The organism is Comamonas sp., from assembly GCF_036643215.1.
Lineage (GTDB): Bacteria > Pseudomonadota > Gammaproteobacteria > Burkholderiales > Burkholderiaceae_C > Comamonas.
Map to the genome: position 1 here is coordinate 23,177 of NZ_JAVXSJ010000024.1, position 18,497 is coordinate 41,673.

At 56.6% G+C, this 18,497-nt stretch carries 14 protein-coding genes and 4 pseudogenes; 6 read left to right on the top strand and 12 right to left on the bottom strand.

Translation table 11 applies throughout. The features are described 5' to 3' along the window. Nucleotides 1-17: 17 nt before the first annotated feature. The 7 genes from RSF91_RS15360 to RSF91_RS15390 all read right to left on the bottom strand — a co-directional run bounded on the left by RSF91_RS15360 (nucleotide 18) and on the right by RSF91_RS15390 (nucleotide 10,421). On the bottom strand, nucleotides 18-1,694 hold the full coding sequence (locus tag RSF91_RS15360; protein ID WP_332569237.1) for a SulP family inorganic anion transporter: 1,677 nt from the start codon (nucleotides 1,692-1,694) through the stop codon (nucleotides 18-20). 147 nt (nucleotides 1,695-1,841) lie between these two features. Beyond that, the gene (locus RSF91_RS15365) at nucleotides 1,842-3,215 is read right to left on the bottom strand and encodes a DUF1329 domain-containing protein (RefSeq protein ID WP_332569238.1); all 1,374 of its coding nucleotides are present in this window, start codon (nucleotides 3,213-3,215) and stop codon (nucleotides 1,842-1,844) included. A gap of 177 nt (nucleotides 3,216-3,392) precedes the next feature. Further along, nucleotides 3,393-4,868, bottom strand: coding sequence for an amino acid permease (locus RSF91_RS15370; RefSeq protein ID WP_332569239.1), 1,476 nt, complete (start codon nucleotides 4,866-4,868; stop codon nucleotides 3,393-3,395). A gap of 538 nt (nucleotides 4,869-5,406) precedes the next feature. Then, nucleotides 5,407-6,201: an ABC transporter ATP-binding protein gene (locus tag RSF91_RS15375; protein WP_332569240.1), complete on the bottom strand. Its 795-nt coding sequence runs from the start codon at nucleotides 6,199-6,201 to the stop codon at nucleotides 5,407-5,409. 24 nt (nucleotides 6,202-6,225) lie between these two features. Then, nucleotides 6,226-7,110, bottom strand: a complete 885-nt coding sequence (locus RSF91_RS15380; RefSeq protein WP_332569241.1) for an ABC transporter permease — start codon at nucleotides 7,108-7,110, stop codon at nucleotides 6,226-6,228. A gap of 121 nt (nucleotides 7,111-7,231) precedes the next feature. Next, entirely contained in the window at nucleotides 7,232-8,200 is a 969-nt protein-coding gene (locus tag RSF91_RS15385; RefSeq protein ID WP_332569242.1) for an ABC transporter substrate-binding protein, read from the bottom strand. A gap of 517 nt (nucleotides 8,201-8,717) precedes the next feature. Further along, nucleotides 8,718-10,421: an electron transfer flavoprotein-ubiquinone oxidoreductase gene (locus RSF91_RS15390; RefSeq protein WP_332569243.1), complete on the bottom strand. Its 1,704-nt coding sequence runs from the start codon at nucleotides 10,419-10,421 to the stop codon at nucleotides 8,718-8,720. Nucleotides 10,422-10,681: 260 nt separating this feature from the next. Here RSF91_RS15390 and RSF91_RS15395 point away from each other — a divergent pair. Then, nucleotides 10,682-10,768: pseudogene (locus tag RSF91_RS15395) on the top strand (acyl-CoA thioesterase); the annotation flags it as partial. Between the two features lie 157 nt (nucleotides 10,769-10,925). Beyond that, a pseudogene (locus RSF91_RS15400) lies at nucleotides 10,926-11,164 on the top strand (transposase); the annotation flags it as partial. Between the two features lie 174 nt (nucleotides 11,165-11,338). Here the strand turns inward: RSF91_RS15400 and RSF91_RS15405 are convergent. After that, nucleotides 11,339-11,659, bottom strand: a complete 321-nt coding sequence (locus RSF91_RS15405) for a helix-turn-helix domain-containing protein (protein ID WP_332569244.1) — start codon at nucleotides 11,657-11,659, stop codon at nucleotides 11,339-11,341. A 73-nt stretch (nucleotides 11,660-11,732) separates the two neighbouring features. On the opposite strand from RSF91_RS15405, the gene RSF91_RS15410 reads away from it, so the two are divergent. The 4 genes and pseudogenes from RSF91_RS15410 to RSF91_RS15425 all read left to right on the top strand — a co-directional run. Then, on the top strand, nucleotides 11,733-12,155 hold the full coding sequence (locus tag RSF91_RS15410; protein ID WP_332569245.1) for a hypothetical protein: 423 nt from the start codon (nucleotides 11,733-11,735) through the stop codon (nucleotides 12,153-12,155). Between the two features lie 588 nt (nucleotides 12,156-12,743). Beyond that, on the top strand, nucleotides 12,744-13,049 hold the full coding sequence (locus tag RSF91_RS15415) for a helix-turn-helix domain-containing protein (protein WP_332569246.1): 306 nt from the start codon (nucleotides 12,744-12,746) through the stop codon (nucleotides 13,047-13,049). Then, on the top strand, nucleotides 13,046-14,305 hold the full coding sequence (locus tag RSF91_RS15420; protein WP_332569247.1) for a type II toxin-antitoxin system HipA family toxin: 1,260 nt from the start codon (nucleotides 13,046-13,048) through the stop codon (nucleotides 14,303-14,305). The genes RSF91_RS15415 and RSF91_RS15420 overlap by 4 nt, the downstream gene beginning before the upstream one ends. A 210-nt stretch (nucleotides 14,306-14,515) precedes the next feature. Next, nucleotides 14,516-14,686 (top strand): annotated as a pseudogene (locus tag RSF91_RS15425) (IS110 family transposase); the annotation flags it as partial. Nucleotides 14,687-15,001: 315 nt separating this feature from the next. Here RSF91_RS15425 and RSF91_RS15430 read toward each other — a convergent pair. The 4 genes and pseudogenes from RSF91_RS15430 to RSF91_RS15445 all read right to left on the bottom strand — a co-directional run. Then, entirely contained in the window at nucleotides 15,002-15,904 is a 903-nt protein-coding gene (locus RSF91_RS15430) for a TIGR01777 family oxidoreductase (protein ID WP_332569248.1), read from the bottom strand. Between the two features lie 33 nt (nucleotides 15,905-15,937). Further along, on the bottom strand, nucleotides 15,938-16,636 hold the full coding sequence (locus RSF91_RS15435; protein ID WP_332569249.1) for an SDR family NAD(P)-dependent oxidoreductase: 699 nt from the start codon (nucleotides 16,634-16,636) through the stop codon (nucleotides 15,938-15,940). A gap of 23 nt (nucleotides 16,637-16,659) precedes the next feature. Then, nucleotides 16,660-18,219 carry a cryptochrome/photolyase family protein gene (locus tag RSF91_RS15440; RefSeq protein WP_332569250.1) on the bottom strand — a complete coding sequence of 520 codons (1,560 nt, stop codon included), beginning with the start codon at nucleotides 18,217-18,219 and terminating at the stop codon, nucleotides 16,660-16,662. Then, nucleotides 18,216-18,476, bottom strand: a pseudogene (locus RSF91_RS15445) (FAD-binding domain-containing protein); the annotation flags it as partial. The pseudogene RSF91_RS15445 and the gene RSF91_RS15440, both read right to left, overlap by 4 nt. Between the last annotated feature and the right edge of the window lie 21 nt (nucleotides 18,477-18,497).

The following is an 18,497-nucleotide window of genomic DNA, read 5'->3' on the forward strand; positions in this document are numbered from 1 at the left end:
TTATCCGTAGCGTTGATTTAGGTCAGCTTTGTGGGGAAATTGCCAAGGCTTTGCAAAAACTCGGCATCGGTTCGATACAGCCTCACAGGACTGCCTTTTCTTCCCAGCAGGCCTGCGCGCTCAAGGCGTTGCTCTGCGGGCAGCTTCAGTCCCACCACATGCAGCAAGCCGCCGCGCAGAGTGACGAGCCGCTCCAGTCTGGCAAAGGTTTCCACACCCGTAATGTCGATGCTGTTGATGGATTGCATCAGCAGCGCCAGGTCCTGGGTCTGGGGCGACTGCTGCAAGGCATCGGCTGCATAGCGCTCAAGCGCGGTTGCGGTGGCAAAGTCCAGATCGGCATCCATGCGCAGGGCGATGAGCTGGGGTGCGAGCACCGGCAACTGCCAGAGCTGGCGGCTGCGCAGGCTGCCATCGGGGTGCAGGCCGACCTCAATAATGCGCGGGTGCAGGTGCTGGTAGAGGTAGTAGGCCTGGCTGAGCATGATGCCGGCGAACACGCCCCAGTACATGCGCGGCGCGGTGGCAATGGTCAGCACCAGCGTCGCGACGCTGATGCAGGCCTCGACTCTGGAAATTTTGAACAGATTGAGAATGGCGCTGGGCCTGACCAGATTGAGCACCGCCGTGATCACAATGGCTGCCAGCGCAGACTGGGGCACGTGGTACAGCCATGGAATGAACCAGAGCACCACCACAATCACCAGCAGAATGGAAAAGACATTGGCATAGCCCGTCTTGGCGCCGGCCAGCAGGTTGACGGCCGAGCGCGAGAATGAAGCGCTGGTGGCAAAGCTGCCAAACAGGCCCGCACTGATTTTGGACAGGCCCTGTGCAATCAAATCCTGATTTTCATTCCAGCGCGTACCGGCCTGCTGATGCTCGACCTGCGCACTGGAGGCGGTCTCCAGAAAGCTGACCAGAGAAATGACCAGAACCGGCATGATGAGCCCGGCAAACTGCTCCCATTCCAGCATGCCCGGCCACTGAAAGTGCGGCAGACCGGCTGGCAGGTGGCCGATGACCGAGCCACCGCCATCGGCAAAGCCCGTCGCCCAACTGATGAGGCCGGTCAGCCCGATGATGAAAATGGCCGAGGGGAAAGCTGGGCGCCATTTCTTGGCCAGCATCAGCAAGGCCATGCTGCCCAGGCCATAGGCAATGGATTGACCGTTGAACAGATAAATAGAGGGCGAATTCCAGACCGTGCTCCAGTCCGAGCGCATGCCCAGTAGCGTAGGCAGCTGTGAAGCCAGAATCAGCAAAGCCGCCGCTTGGGTAAAGCCCGCCAGCACGGGCGAGGTGACAAGGTTGAGCAGCCAGCCCGCGCGGACCATGCCCAGGCTCCACTGCAGCAGGCCCGAAAGAATGGCCATCCATGCCGCCAGAGCCACCCACTGGGTAGAACCGGGCTCGGCCATGCCCGTCAGCGATGCACCAATCAGCAGCGCGCTGAGCGCCGTGGGGCCCACGCCCAGCCGGGGTGAGGGGCTGAACAGCACAGCAATGGCGGCCGGAATGATGGAGGCGTAAATGCCCGTAATCAGCGGCATGCCGGCCAGCGCTGCATAGGCCACGCCTTGCGGCAGCAGCATCAGGCCGACAGTCAGGCCCGCCCAGAATTCACCGCGCAGCAGGGCTGGTGTGGGTTTGGGCCAATTGAGAAAAGGGAGCCAGCGGGCCAAAGATTGCATGGAGGTCATTGTCCGCGAATGAAATCTCGAAGAACCCCCGAAGCTTAGCCGCTGTTTGTTTTGATGAGATTAAAAAAGAGAGGCTCAAGGCCTCTCTTCCCACCTTTCGGTGTGGTGCGCGCAGTGGTTGAACCACCGGTCTATTTTTTAGTTACCCAGATTGCGAATCGCTTCGGGGGTGTACTGGCTGGGCTTGAGGTTGTCCTTGCCCAAAATTGGAGCCTTGGGGCGTTCCTGCACCAGATTCATGCTGACATAAGAGCCGGCATTCAAGTCGTAGTAGAACGAGGTGCCGGCATGCCACTTCTTGATGTCGTAGGCGTAGTAGTAGTTGATCTCGCCGTGCTGCCACAGCTGGCCACGTGCATCGTAGAAGTCACCCGAGACGGCGTGGCCGGTGTCTTCGTCAATGAACATCACGCGCTTGGAGTAAACGTGGCGGTAGCCGGGTTTGAGCTTGCCTTCAAGCACCCAGACGCGGCGCAGCTCGTAGCGGGTGTAGGCAGGGTTGGGGTGGCCGGGCTTGAGCAGTTCGGCGTACTTGATCTGCTGGTTGATACGGAAGGTATTCGCAGGGATGTACATCTCGCGCTTGCCTTGCATGGACCACTCATAGCGCTCGGAGCCGCCGTTGAACAGGCGCTCTGAGTCGATGGTGGCCTTGCCGCTAGTGCCGGGGGAGGGCTGGTCATAGCCGAACTCGGGCAACTGGCGCACACGGCGGGTGCCGGGGTCATAGGCCCAAGCCAGACGCTTGTCTGTGCCGAAGTTCATGGGCTCAATCGACAGAATTACGCCCCCTTTTTCGCGCTCGGGCAGCATCGAGAAGTTGGTCACATACGCGTATTTGCCATCGTTGGGTTTGCCCAGATTTTCCTTGGAGTCATAGCGGCTGAGCTGAATGTAGCTGGTGCGGCCCCAGGCAATATCGCCACCTGCACCCACCAAAGCCATGTCGCGTTCCACCTCTTCGGTGCTGGCACGGCTGGGGATCAGGTTGTTCCAGAACAGCTCAAGGCCAGTCTTGGGGATGGGGAAGGGCAGTGCGCCCATGAAGCCTTTGACGCCATTGCCTTCATTGACGACTTCGGCTTCCAGTGCGTTGCGCTTGATCACCGCGCAGATTTCGTCGTCATAACGGAAGTCGCGGTGACCCGGATAGACGGGGATGCGCATGGTGGTGGGGAAGCGCTTGAGCAGCGCCTTCTGGCCATCGCTGAGTTTGTCGGCGTACTGGGCCATGTTGGCCGCCGTGATTTCTACGATCGGCTTTTCATTGGCGTAGATGTCGGGCTGGAACTGGCCCACCGACTTGGTGAACTTCACACCGGGCGGTACACCCAGAATTTTTCCGGTAAAGGCGGGAATGCTGCCATCTGCATTACCTGCCTTGATGGCGCCGGTGCAGGTCAGCTCCTTGCCCAGCTTGTCGGCTTCTGCGGCGGGCACCTTGGCAAAGGCGGCTCCGGCCATCAAACCCATGCACAGCATCAGGGCTGCGCTCATCTTTTTATCTTGCATCGCTCTCTTCCCCCTCTAAAAATCCATGCAGGTCGTTGCCTGTGATGGATGAATTCTGGGGATATTTGTCATGTCATGAATCGTCTGATAAGACTAATCAAAAGGTTCATATCTGTGTCAATAAAAAAGGCAGCGCCGTTGCCGGAGCTGCCTTTTGAGGGGAGGATGGGCTGAAAATTAATCCGAGCCGCGCAGATCCATCTCTTCGTATTTGACGATCTTGGTGCCCTTGATCCACTTGTAGCCAAACCAGATGGCCAGGAACAAAGGCAGGCCGATATAGGTGGCGATGGCGCCGATCCAGTCGATCTGGTCCTTGATCAGGTTTTCATAGTTCTGACCCAGTGTGATGACCAGGCACAGCACAAAGGCAAAGATGGGGCCGAAGGGGAAAGCCGCCGCCTTGTAGGGCAGCTGGTTCATGTCGAAGTTCTGCGCTTCGCAGCCCTTGCGGAAGCGGTAGTGGCTGATCGCAATGCCCAGCCAGGCCACAAAGCCGCACATACCCGACAGGTTCAGCAGCCAGATATAGACCACTCCGGGGCTGAAGACATTGGTGAAGAAGCACATGGCGGCGATCAGCGTGGTGGCAATCAGAGCCATCACGGGCACGCCGCGGGAGTTCACCCTGGCAAACAGCTTGGGTGCCATGCCTTGACTTGCCATGGCGTACAGCATGCGGGTCGAGGCATACATGCCCGAGTTACCGGCGGACAGCACAGAAGTCAGCACCACGGCATTCATCACGGCAGCGGCGCCCAGCAGACCAGCACGTTCAAACACCAGCGTGAAGGGGCTGACAGCAATGTCGCCCAGATTGTTGCGCAGCAGCTTGGGGTCGGTGTACGGAATCAGCAGACCGATGATGAGAATGGCGAAGACGTAGAACAGCAAAATGCGCCAGAACACCTTGCGCACGGCCTTGGGCACGTTCTTGCCCGGGTCTTCCGATTCACCAGCGGCAATGCCGATCAGTTCGGTGCCCTGAAACGAAAAGCCCACCACCATGGCCACGCCAATCAGTGCAGCAAAGCCGCCTGCAAAAGGTGCATCACCGGCGGTGAAGTTGGCGACATTGCCCCAGAAACCTTCGGGCGCGCCGCCTTGCAAAATGCCAAAAATCATCAGCACGCCAATGCCGATGAAGACCAGCACCGTGGTGACCTTGATGGCAGCGAACCAGAACTCTGACTCGCCAAAGCCTTTGGCTGAGAGAGCGTTGAGTCCAAACATCAGCGCCAGAAACAGGGCGCTCCAGAGCATGCCGTTGGTGCCGGGGAACCAGTAGGCCATGACCAGCTGTGCGGCCACCAGATCGACCGCAATGGTCACGGCCCAGTTGTACCAGTAGTTCCAGCCCAGGGCGAAGCCAAAGCCTTCGTCCACATACTTGGCACCATAGGTGGCAAACGAGCCGGACACGGGCATGTGCGCGGCCATTTCGCCCAGACTGGTCATCAAAAAGTAGACCATCAGGCCGACGACCATATAGGCCAGCAGGGCACCGCCAGGGCCGGCCTGAGAAATCGTCGCGCCCGAGGCCACGAAAAGGCCGGTGCCGATGGAGCCGCCGATGGCGATCATCGACATATGGCGGGCCTTGAGGGAACGGTGCAAACCACCGTTGTCAGTTTTTGCTTGGCTATCGCTCATGAGAGATTCTGATTTTTGCAGCGCATAAAGCAGGCGGAAAGTGGCTTGGGTACAAGCCGTTGCTTCATGTTGTAAGTGGCGTTGTGATGTCCGGTTGACCCGGATATCAACGCGGTCAGCGTGATGCGCGATGACATGCATCGTCCTCAGAGGCTGCCGACAGGGTGCCGATTGTGAGCGATTTGCGCCTGTGCTGTGCAGCAGGCGCCGGGCGAGCTGGCGTTTGCCACTGATTTGAATGCCTAAGTTATTGATTCATATCGAATAACTGAGTATTCAGAGGTTTTCTCAAATATCCTTAAACCTTCGTCGATTCGTCGTCTTTGTTGGGCGGGTCTTTGGCTGCTGAAGATCTTGAATGCTGATGTTTAGGCTGATTTGTTAGTCATTTCGTCAATTAATAAAGTCAAATTAACTTTATCGCTGGGCGATAGTTATTATTTTGAATGAAAAAAGCTGCCAGCGCTTATAGATAAAGCGATGGCAGCTTCTGTTTTGATAGCGATTGGCTCGCTGTGGAGTGCGGCGTGCTGTTCGATCAGCTCAGCAGCAATGCATCATCCGACAGCTTTTCGCCGCGAACCTTCTCGAACATGTGCAGCAGGTCGGGCACATCCATCTTGGCGCGCTCTTCGCCGCTCACGTCCAGCACCACATTGCCCTGGTGCAGCATGACGGTACGCGTGCCCACATCCAGCGCCTGGCGCATGCTGTGCGTGACCATCATGGTGGTCAGTTTGGTTTCCTGCACGATGCGGTCGGTCAGCCGCAGCACAAATTCTGCGGTGCGCGGGTCCAGCGCGGCCGTGTGCTCGTCCAGCAGCAGAATGCGCGAGGGCTGCAGCGCAGCCATCAGCAGGCTCACGGCCTGGCGCTGGCCGCCAGACAGCAGGCCGATGCGGTCGGACAGGCGATTTTCAAGGCCCAGACCCAGCGTGGACAGGCGTTCGCGGTACAGGTCGCGGTTGGCGGCCTTTACGGCCTTGGACAGGCCGCGAAAGTTGCCGCGCTCATGCGCCAGCGCCATGTTTTCTTCGATGGACAGGTCTTCGCAAGTACCGGCCATCGGGTCCTGAAACACGCGGGCGACCTGCTTGGAGCGGGACCAGACGGGCATGCGCGTCATGTCGATGCCGGCGATTTCAATCTTGCCCTTGTCCACGCTCTGGTCGCCAGAGACGCAGTTCAAAAATGTGGACTTGCCCGCGCCGTTGGAGCCGATGACGGTGACAAACTGGCCATCAGGGATGGACAGCGACAGACCGCGCAGGGCGCGTGTCTCAATCGGCGTGCCGGGGTTGAAGGTGAGTTCGAGGTTTTGTGCGTTCAGCATGGTGTTCTCCGCAGTCCTTCTTCTTTATTTACGCTTGCTCAGCTTTTTCTTGATTTGCGGAATGATCAGAGCGATGGTGACCAGCACTGCCGTCACCAAGTTCAAGTCCTGCGCCTTCAGGCCAATCGCGTCGATATTGAGCGCGGCGGCGATGAAGAAGCGGTAGACCACGGCGCCAATCACCACGGCGAGCGTCGCCCAGATGATCTTGCGTGAAGGCAGAATGGTTTCGCCCACGATCACTGCAGCAAGACCAATCACGATGGTGCCGATGCCCATGGAGATGTCAGAGCCGCCCTGTGTCTGCACAAACAGCGCGCCAGCTAGACCGACAAGGCCGTTGGAGATCGCCATGCCCAGCAAAATCATGGCGCCGGTGTTGACGCCCTGTGCACGTGCCATACGGGCGTTAGAGCCCGTGGAGCGAATGGCCAGGCCACGCTCGGTGGCAAAGAACCAGTCCAGCGCCAGCTTGGCCACGATGACAAAGCCCAGCAAGATGATGGGGCGCATCACATAGTCTTCAATGTTGTCAGGCTGCAGCATGGTGAACAGCGTGGGCTCATTGATCAGGGGCACATTGGGACCGCCCATGACGCGCAGGTTGATCGAGTACAGGCCAATCATCATCAGGATGGAGGCCAGCAGGTCCATGATCTTGAGCTTGACGTTGAGCCAGCCCGTGATGAAGCCTGCCACAGCGCCCGCAGCCGTACCGGCCAGCGTGGCCAGCCAGGGGTTGGTGCCCGTGGAAATCAGAATGGCGCAGACGGCACCACCCAGAGGGAAACTGCCATCGACCGTCAGGTCGGGAAAGCGCAGCAACCGGAATGAGATGAAGACGCCCAGCGCCACCAGGCTGAAGATCAGGCCAATTTCAATGGCACCGAGAACGGAAAATAAAGACATAGAGGAAGCGACAGGCGCGGCAGACGTCTAAAAAAATCGGCAGGGCCATGTCACCATGGCACCTGCCGCTGTGCTGGCGCTGCAAGCCATAGTGGCTGCAGCGCAAGTCACAGACCGGGATTTACTTGACCACGGTGGCCGCAGCCTTGACCAGAGCGTCAGACAGCTTCACGCCTTGCTTTTCAGCAGCGCCGGGGTTCACGAACAGTTCCATCTTGGTGGAGACTTCGGGCTTGATGTCGCCAGCCTTCTCGCCCTTGAGGATACGCACGACCATGCGGCCGGTCTGCTCGCCCAGATCGCGGTAGTTGATGCCGTAGGCTGCCACAGCACCGCGCTTGACGGAGTCAGTGTCCGAAGCCACCAGAGGAATCTTGGCGTCTTGACCCACCTTGACCAGCGACTCATAGGCCGACACCACGTTGTTGTCGGTGTTGGTATAGATCACATCGACCTTGCCCACCAGCGAGCGGGCGGCGCTGGAAACGTCCACCGAGCGGGGAGCCGCTGCAGTCACCAGTGTCCAGCCCATCTTGGGCAGCAGAGCCTGCAGTTCCTTCACGACCACGGCGGAGTTGGCTTCACCGGGGTTGTAGACCATGCCGATGCGCTTGGCATTGGGCACGACCTGCTTGACCAGATCCATCTGCTTGTCCAGAGCCAGCAGGTCGGACACGCCGGTGACGTTGTTCTTGGAGGCTTCCCAGCTAGGCACCAGCTTGGCGGCTACGGGGTCGGTCACGGCGGAGAACACCACGGGCACTGTCTTGGTCGAAGCGATCACGGCCTGAGCGGAAGGCGTGGCGATGGCGACGATGGCATCAGGCTTGTCACCCACAAACTTGCGGGCGATCTGCGCTGCGGTGCCGGTGTTGCCCTGAGCGCTCTGGTATTGCCACTTCAGGGTCTTGCCGTCTTCGTAGCCGGCGGCCTTCAGGGCGTCCTTGACGCCATCACGCACTGCATCCAGAGCGGGGTGCTCAACAATGGCGGTCACGGCCACGGACTTGGTGTCGGCGGCGTAGGCGCCCGTCATGGCGGAAATTGCCAGGGCCAGTGCGCCCATGCGTGCCAAGGACAGCTGCTTCATGTGTATCTCCAGCGATTGTTGTATGTATCAGATGAATTAAGGCTGCAGTGCTTGAAGACACAGCGCCTCGCGGGAAAGTCTACTGCACCGACCTGCCTGTCTTCTCGCTTGCGATAACCCTGTTTATCCCTATACGTGGATTGCGAAAAAATGGCATGAAAGCTGCGCAAAGCAGTAAATGATTAGATTAAGAGTGCGGTAATGAAGTTGGAAGACGCGCAATATTGCGTCGCCTGCGCCTTTTATGGCTTCATTTGCTGCATTTTTCCTGCGTGGAAGGTGGTCTGCCTGCTGAAATCTGCGCGGAAGGCCTGGATTTGAGGATTGCGCAGCAGTGCCTTCATCGCCGCAGCAAGCAGCGAGTGCTACGGTTTTTGCTGAATGTAAAACTTTGGCAGGCCAGCGCCTTGGCTGCATGTAAATCTGTTGTTTGAGCTGCTTTGCCCCCTGTTTCGGCCACAAAAAAGCCTGCACAGGCTGACCCGTGCAGGCTTTTTTTGATGAAATTCAGAGCAGCTTACATACCCGAATAGTTAGGGCCGCCGCCGCCTTCTGGTGTCACCCAGACGATGTTCTGGGTCGGGTCCTTGATGTCGCAGGTCTTGCAGTGCACGCAGTTCTGGGCATTGATCTGCAGGCGCTGCTTGCCAGCGTTGGCATCATCTTCCACAAACTCGTACACGCCCGCGGGGCAGTAACGCTGCTCGGGGCCGGCAAACTTGGTCAGGTTCACGTTGACGGGGACGCTAGCGTCCTTGAGCGTCAGGTGCGCTGGCTGGTTTTCCGCATGGTTGGTGCTGCTGATGAACACGCTGGAGAGGCGGTCAAAGGTCAGCTTGCCATCGGGCTTAGGGTACTCGATGGGGGTGCATTCGGCTGCGGGCTTCAGGTATGCATGGTCGGGCTTGTTGCGGTGCAGCGTCCATGGGATGTTGCCGCGCAGCACAAACTGCTCCAGGCCGTTCATGATCGAAGCGGTGGTCAGGCCCTTCTTGAACCATGCCTTGAAGTTACGCGCCTTCCACAGCTCTTCATACAGCCAGCTGTTTTCAAACGCATGGGTGTAAGAGTTGAGTTCGTCGTGCTGACGGCCCGCCACCAGCGCGGCATACGCGGCTTCAGCGGCCAGCATGCCGGTCTTGATGGCAGCGTGGCTGCCCTTGATGCGGCTGACGTTGAGGAAACCAGCTTCGCAGCCGACCAGTGCGCCACCGGGGAACACAAAGCGGGGCAGGCTGGAGATACCGCCAGCCGTGATGGCGCGGGCACCGTAGGAGATGCGCTTGCCGGGCTTGATGCCCTTGGCTTCGTCGCCTTCCAGGTAGTAACGGATGTTGGGGTGGGTCTTCCAGCGCTGCATTTCCTCGAAAGGAGACAGGTAGGGGTTGGAATAATCCAGACCCGTGATGAAGCCCAGCGTGACCAGATTGTCTTCCAGGTGGTACAGGAAGGCGCCGCCGTAGGTGTCGCTCTTCATGGGCCAGCCAGCGGTGTGCACCACCATGCCGGGCTTGTGGCGGGCGGGGTCGATTTCCCACAGTTCCTTGATGCCCAGACCGTAAGTCTGCGGGTCGCGGTTGGCGTCCAGCGAGTACTTGGCGATGATTTGTTTGCCCAGATGGCCGCGTGCGCCTTCGGCAAATATCGTGTACTTGCCGTGCAGCTCCATGCCCAGCTGGAAGTCGCCCGTGGGCTCGCCTTCCTTGCTGATACCCATATTGCCGGTGGCCACGCCCTTGACCGAGCCGTCTTCGTTGTAGAGCACTTCAGCGGCGGTGAAGCCGGGGAAGATTTCCACGCCCAGCGCTTCAGCTTGCTCGGCCAGCCACTTGGTGACAAAGCCCAGGCGCACGATGTAGTTGCCTTCGTTGTGAAAGCACTTGGGCAGCAGCCAGTTGGGCGTTCGCAGCGAAGCCTTCTCGCCCAGGAACACCATGGCGTCCTCGGTCACGGGCTGGTTCAGGGGGGCGCCCTTGGCCTTCCAGTCGGGGATCAGTTCGGTCAGAGCGCGGGGGTCCATGATGGCGCCCGACAGGGTATGTGCGCCGGGCTCGGAGCCTTTTTCCAGAACGACAACCGAAACATCCTGACCTTTTTCAGCAGCCAGCTGCTTGAGGCGGATGGCGGTGGCCAGGCCGCCGGGGCCTCCGCCAACCACCACCACGTCATATTCCATGGCCTCGCGCGGGCCGTATTGGGCCAGGATTTCATCGTTCGTCATCGGGGTAGTCTCGCTTGAATATTGAATGGGAAAACTAACTTGCGCGGCTTTGCTTATGTCCTGTCACAAATACCGCGATGCGGGCGATTCTATGCTGAGCACTTCCCATAGCCGTGCAGAGAAGGTGACAGCGTATCAATCTGTATTGCGCCAAAGTCCATAGGCTAGTGTTCGCCCGGGTGGGCGCCATCCTCCAAAGAAACTAGAGCAGGATGACTATGAGCCGCCTGCTAATACCGCCATTGAGGAGTGCCAGAGTTATGAGAATTGAGCTGCCCGAGCAAAAAACGTGGGTCTATGAAACACGCTTTGGCGTGCGCTGGGGCGATATGGACGCCATGGGCCATAACCTTATTGTCGGAAGTTTGTTAGATGAAGACCAATTTTTATAGGAGAAATATTTCATCTAACACTCTTTTTGTTAGATGATGTGTGTGTCCCAAAAGACCGCCTGATGCAGCGTTGTTGCATAAATCGCCACTTTGCGTCAGCTTTCCTTACGCGCTGAGTCAGCTCCCGCACTCCAAGGACCGCTATCGCTCTACCAACTGGAAGCAGTACAACGCCGCACTCAAGGCCAGTGGTTCTCTGACCATCTGGCTGGACTCATGGTTTGCCACTGCCCCCAGTTCTCACATGCAGCCATCCAGTGTTGCCAGGCCATGAAGCATCTGTTCGGCTTGCCCATACGACAAATCTTTGACTTTGTGCAATCTTTGTTTACTTTGTCTGGGCTGCTGTGGTCTACCAGAATCAATCAGCTTTTCTAGGTGGTTGCTCGCCTCTGGAGGCTGTGTCATCTGTGCAGCTCAGCCGCTGCCAAGCTTGGATACGCCTCGTTCGAGAATAGAATTTTTGCCTTCTCGTACATAGCATCTACATATCCAATCTCCTGTCGTGGCGATTAGGTATCGCCTTCAAGTACCTCTCATAGTTGGTTGAGAGTCGGAGTGTCGACCTTCAACTTCAATCCTGTAACGTCTTTCGATTGCAGTTGCTAGTTCTGAAAATTCAACTTCTAGAGCTTGAGCAAGTCTAAAAAGTACACAAATTGACGGTTGGGTCTGCGCAACTTCCAACTTTCCTATGAACGTACGATGGACGCCGGCGAGATGTGCTAGCTCCTCTTGACTGACTTTTAGCAATCCCCTTCTGTACTTAATTTCTGCAGCGACCGCACGCTGAGCATCGATGTCATGTGGACTTTTCATGGTCCAACTGTCGAGTTCTAGCACCATCTATGCACCACCATTTATGGTGCAAAATAGATGCTTTGAAATTTAGCTTCACTTACAGCTTGCAATAGCCGTCATGACATTTGGTACTCACCCATCAGAAGGTTTAACTTTTACCGAGGTAAATGCAAAAATTCAAGATCCACAATGGAAATTGAACCCCTTGCGAATTTTTACAGCTGACGAACTAAAAAGACTTGATAAAAGCCTCTATGGTTTCACTCATTTTGATAAAGAGGATTTGATTAATGGGGCGATGGGGCGTCATGCACTTGCGCCAGTCGCTATCGTATTTCAAATATTGTGGAAACATCCTGATTTGAAGAGTGTCAGACCGGAAAGCATGGAATCTTTAGATAATAATATTTTTTACTTGGCATTAAAATACTTTCATGCATTTGTTAAAGAGGAAATATCTTTTAAAGAAAATAAAAATGGAAATAATGATTCATTCTTTTTGCTTCTTGAACAATATAAAAAATTACTTATATCTAAATAGATGATTTAGATTTTACGTCTGGTAATCTCAAAGAGTTTTTAAGCTGCGACGTCAGTTTGTCTTGTGCTGGTGAGAGTGGTTCAAAACTTTGCAGGCGTGCCATCATCGCCCAGCGGCTACGAGCATTCTTATTGACCAAGGCCGCGATGGCCATTTTTCATCCGCTGCGCGCAATCCGGGATACGGCTCTCCGTGAGATGGATCTAGGTTTTTTTCGCGGGAGAGTAATACAGCCTTGGATCCTTAATTATTAATGAGCGCAATTAGTTATCAGCTCGTTTGATGATAGAGCCACGGGTGGAATTCGCGTTGTTGGAGTTCGGGCTCTAATCAAGATGTTAATGCAAGTTGTCGTTGGCGCTGCAAAGAATTTTCTAGTCGTAGCGGTCGATTTTCTCGTGACGGGTCAACAGGTTGTGGCTTTGCAGCGTCGTCGATCCAAGTAGTCAGTGCATTCGGATTTTTTATTGAGCGTACGCTCTTTTAATTTTAATTGGATTTTTTGTTTAAATAGTTTTTATGTAAATTACGAATTGTTTAAACACACTTTTATAAGATCATTGTTATGAAAAATCGTCAAACACTGCCATGCTCCCTTTTGAGGCAGAGGATGTGGCACGGCTGCTAGGAGCGAAGATACGCACAGCAAGAATTGCGCGTAATTGGACGCAAGTGGAGCTGTCGGAGCGATGTGGCATCTCAAAAAGCACCATCTTGAACATCGAAATGGGAGCTGTCAGCGTGCAGTTCGGCTTTGTACTGAAAGCTCTATGGGCAGTGGATCTTATAGACGACGTTCTTGTTCACCTGAAGAACGTTGGCATCAATGATCATGAATTCACTCTGCTGGAGTCAGCACAGCCTAAGCGAGTGCGTGAGAAACGTAATGCATGACGGACACAAGAAAACCCGTATGGATCTGGCTCCCTGATCAGGCCGAGCCCATCGTTGCGGGGGAATATCAGCTTGCGGTGGATGGCTCAAAAATGCTGGGCTCGTTCCACTACGACCCAAGCTACCGGGTAATGCCCCAAGCCATTCCTTTGGACCAGAACCAATTGTCTCGGTACAGCGGCGTCTCCAAGACCACCGACTATGAAGGCCTGCATGACATTTTCCGTGATGTGAAGCCAGAAGGGTTCGGGCTGAACATGTTGCAACGTAGTAAAGCAGTCTCAAGCCTGACCAGCTTGCAAGCCCTTGAATTCGGCGCTGGTGATGCAGTCGGAGCCATTGAGCTCTGCGACAACATCTCTGAAAAGCTCGCGTTTAAGCCTCATAGCTCGCAGGCCATGATTGAGGCCATGGACTTCTTTGACCCTGCCACATCGAGCTCTCATGTGGTCCACAAAGTTGCAGGGCACATTTCAACCGGTCTTGGAGGTGAGCGTCCCAAGATGACGGTTTTTCACAAAGGGCAGCAGTGGATTGCCAAATTCGCGGACGGCCAAGATGATCCTGCGTCTACCCTTCGGGAATATGTGTGCATGAGGTTGGCGCGACTTTGCGGTATTGATGCTGCTGAGGTTGAATATGTCTGCCGACATGAACGCGGAGCCATCCTCGTCAAGCGCTTTGACCGAAAGCTGTTGAAGGACGGAACTTGTCTTCGAGTGCACTTCGCAAGTGCCGCTACAGTCTTGGGCGGGGCAGCCGCGTCGAGGAACAATCCAAACCGTACCTACATAGGCCTGGCCATGAATGCAATGCGCTGGGGGGTGCGGGAGCACACCGAAGAACTATGGCGCCGTATGGCCTTCAACGTTCTTGTCGGTAATGCAGATGATCACCCTAGAAACCACGGCTTCTTGTGCACCCAAGACGGTTGGAAGCTTTCGCCTGCATACGACATTGCTCCGAACACGCCAAACGACGAACATCTTCAATCACCTCGTTCACTGTCCATGGGCCTTCGTCGCAATGGTGACTCAGGAGCCAACACAAACAACCTGTTGATCGGCGCTAAGCAGTTGGGGATTGGCTATGAAGAAGCCAATGACTACCTGGATTCAACTTTCGAAACACTGCGACAGCAGTGGGATCTACTCGCGATAGATAAGGGACAGGCTCCCTTGGAACTTCCCCTTTTTGTATTGCCGCCAAGGGCTGAAAGAATCAGTGCCTTAGATTGGAGGCGGGTTCTAAATTGATGCAAAAGATGAACGATGAGGATGCGGGTGGAGAGGTGAATTCAGCACCGTGGTCCAGGGGGCGCTTTGAGGTGAGCATGAAGTCTCGTTTCTTGGTGAGACAGGCTTCGCTCTAGGCCAAACCCCAAGTCCCCGTATCTGGCTCAAAATACAAATCGGCAATGTGGTGCCGACCGTGTTGTAACCGTAGCGAGAGTTTGGTCGATTTAGCTTGATTCCATCTCTCAGTGGGCCATCGCCCTGAGACAGCGCAGTGGCTGGCAAAAAGCCGTGGTTGCCTTGACCAACAAAAATGCTCGCATCCTGTGGGCACTCATGATTCATGAGCGATCCTCCGAAGCTGCGCACATCAGACCTCGCCCATGCAGCCAGCTTCGGTGATGGCTTAAAGCAATGAATCCAACATGCCAGACGTGAAATCAACGATGCAATGAACAGGTCAGACCGGCAGCAGGCAAGCTCGATTGTTGCATTGTGAGTCGTATGACATCACGTGATTTGAATGGAGCCCTGCTGAGCAGTTCGTTTCTGGGGCCGCACACCTCGTGCCAAACCCCGTCTGTAGATGTGCATTCTGTTCCTTGGTTCAAGCACCTTGATCGCCTTGCAGGCAAGGTGTTCAAAAAATCCCCATCAGTGCTTGCATCTATGGGAAGTCCCTGTAATTCAACAAAGCCATGTCAAGTGGCAGCTAGTTCAAGGCTCGCGAAGCAGGTGGCTTAACGCTCCGGATAGTTCCGGGTATCGCCAAGAAAATCCTGCTTCCTGTGCGCGCTGCGGAATCACGCGCTGACCTCCTAGCAACAGAACGGACATTTCCCCCAGTGCCAGTCGCAACGCCCAGGCCGGAATGTGAAATATGGCCGGTTTGCCTAACTCCCGTGCGAGGATTTGCGTGAAGTCAATATTGCGCACTACCTCAGGTGCGCAAGCGTTGTACGCACCGCTACAGATCTCATTGTTAAGAAGGTAGTCGATAAGTGCGACTTGGTCCTCGATGTGTATCCAGGGCATCCACTGATAGCCGCTTCCCAGCTTGCCACCAAGGCCTCGTTTAAATGTCGGCAGCAGCCGTGCCAGCATTCCCCCAGTAGACGACAACACTGGGGCGGTGCGCAGCGATACAACGCGCACTCCCAACTGGCGCGCGCGTGCAGCCTCCTGTTCCCAGGCCACGCAAAGGCGGCTTCCGAAATCGATGTTGCCCAGTGAACTGTCCTCTGACAACCACTGTTCTTTGCCGTCACCGTACCAGCCTACAGCAGATCCCGAGATCAACACTGGCGGTATCGAAACTTGCCTTTCCATCCAATCCACCAAGGTTCGCGTTAGGTAAATTCGACTGTTCCACAAAAGCCCGCAGCGCTCTGCAGACCATCGGTGAGTTGCAATGGGTGCTCCCGCTAAGTTGACGACAGCATCGAATGGAGCGCTGCCATTGGGTGATTCAAGTTGCGCTATACCCTTGGAGCCCAGGCACAATTTCTCTACCTGCTGAGGCGTTCGGCTCCACACCCAAAGGTCGTGACCTTGGCACCGCCAGAGCCGACAGAGGGCTTGTCCAATGAGTCCGGTGCCTCCGGTTAACAGGATGCGCATGGGGTTCTCCTTTTTTGGAAGTGAACAAAAGACTCACCAGGGCAGGCGTTCTCCATCGTATGCCCAGAAGCCGCCGCTGTCCTTTGGCTGCAGGCCGTCTAATACCGCCAACAAATCCCGCGCAGCATCGGTAGGGTGGCGGCCGATCTGAGCACCGCGAAACGGAGCCGACAAAGCCGAGTCAACGGTGCCGGGATGCAGGGCTGCCAGGACAGCTTTTGGATGGGTGCGAGCCATTTCAATAGACGCGGTCTTGAGCAGCATGTTCAGTGCTGCCTTCGAGGCTCGGTAGCTATACCAGCCACCAAGACGGTTGTCGCCGATACTGCCAACCTTGGCCGACAGAACCGCAAGCACGCCGGGCTCGTTCTTTGGAAGCAACTGTGAGAAGTGTGCCAAGGCCAGGGCCGGGCCGATGGTGTTGATGGTAAAACTGGCTGCCATGTGTGCGGCGTTCAGGTCAGCCAGTCGCTTTTCGGGAGTGCCGGTTGGGCCGCTGAGCATTCCTGTGGCAACCACAATCAGGTGCCAGGGACCTTGCTGACGCAGCGAGTCGGCGGCAACTGCGATGGAGTCCAGGGCTCCAAAGTCGACGGCGGGACTGCTGCTACGGCTCAGAGCGGCGACCGCGGCACAGCGCGGATCTGCCTCCAGCTGCGATGCAATGGCTGCGCCTATAGCGCCGGAGGCTCCAAGAATGAGAGCACGGTAACCAGTGGGCAGAGATTGCATGGTAGGCCTCGGTGATGTCGTTGCTACAGGTTGTCGAGCTGCTCGCGCAGTTGCTGAGCATGTGCGCGCAACGCTGATTGCTGCTCAGGCGTGAATTTCTGCCATTGTCGATAGACCAACGCCAACCGGTGGTTGCTGCCAAGTTCTTCGACATGACGCGCAAAAAAGTCCCAGTAGAGAGCGTTGAAAGGGCAGGCACTCGGGCCGATTTTCTGCTTTGGGGTGTACGCGCAACCCTGGCAATAGTCGCCCATGCGCTGCAGATAGGCTCCGCTGCTGACATAGGGTTTGGTGGCAATCAGGCCGCCATCGGCGCGCTGGCTCATTCCCAGGGTGTTGGGCAGCTCTACCCACTCAAAAGCGTCGATGTAGATGCCCAGGTACCAGCGGTGCAGCTCCGTCGGATTTAGCCCCGCCAGCAAGGCAAAGTTGCCGATCACCATCAGCCGCTGGATATGGTGGGCATGGGCGGTTTGCAGCGACTGCTTGATGGACTGCTGCAAACAGCGCATATGCGTGTCCCCGGTCCAGAACCAGTGCGGAAGCGACAAGTGGTGGTCCAGCGCGTTGCGACTTTCGTAGCCCGGCATATGTGCCCAATAGATGCCGCGTATGTACTCACGCCAGCCGAGGATCTGGCGCACAAAGCCTTCCACAGCAGCTAGCGGCGCGTGGCCTGAGCGCCATGCGGCTTCGGCAGACTGCAGCACCTCCAGAGGTCGCAGCATCTTCACGTTCAACGCGAACGAAAGCAAAGAGTGGAATAAGCGCGGCGCTTGGCTGGACATGGCGTCTTCATACTCGCCAAAGTGCGGCAGTGCATGGGTGACAAATGCCCCAAGGCAGCGCATTGCCTCTTGCCGGTTCAATGGCCAACGCAGGGCGTCCGCCTGCGCGTCACCAAAGCTTTGCACATCGCTGCGCTGCACGATCCCCCAGAGCGCGCTGTGGTCGTGAAGGGGACGCCAGTCCTCAGGCTCGACAGGGGTTCCTGGCCAGGGTTTGCGGTTGTCGTGGTCAAAGTTCCACTGTCCGCCAACGGGCTGTTCATGCTCGTCCAGCAGCAGTCCGTAACGGCGGCGCATGGTACGGTAGAAATGCTCCATCAACCACTGGCGGCGCCCACGCATCTGGGTCGCCAGGTCATCGCGTGCCGTCAGGAAGTGTTCGCTGTCTACTGCAGTGCAGCTCAGCTGCTGGCTGCTAGCCCAGGCCTGTAGTTGGGAGTTCAGCCGCCATTCGTCGGGCTGTTGCCATTGCACCGTGCGGGCACCGTAGTGCACAGCAAGCGCCGCCAGGTTTTCGGGTATGGACTGGCGGTTACTGGCATCGTCGATCGACACATAACGAACCCGGTGGCCGTCAGCGCGCAGCTTGCGCGCAAAGTCGCGCATGGCAGCAAAAATGGCCAGGATTTTCTGTGCGTGGTGCAGCACGTAGTCGGTTTCCTGACGCACCTCCATCAGCACATACACCACCTGCAGGTCCACCTGCCGAAACCAACTGTGTTCCGGGTTGAGCTGATCTCCCAGTACCAGACGCAGTGTATGTGCGCTGTGGGTGGCGGTCGTACTATCGCTCATGCTTTACCCCACAGGCGCTGGTAGGCGCCATCAGCGTCGTAGGTCGCAGCTTGCTTGACAGGATCAAAGCGGCGCCCCCCGCGTGGATCCGTACCCCGACCGGCAATGTACAGCCAGTTGCCATGGTTGCTGTAGACGTCGTAGTCAAGCAACTGTGACTCAAACCAGGCAGCGCCGGCGCGCCAGTCACAGCCAAGATCATGGATCAGATAGCTGGCCGCCACCTGGCGCACACGGTTGCCGAGGTAGGTCGTTGCGTAACCAGAGCAGCACCGTGC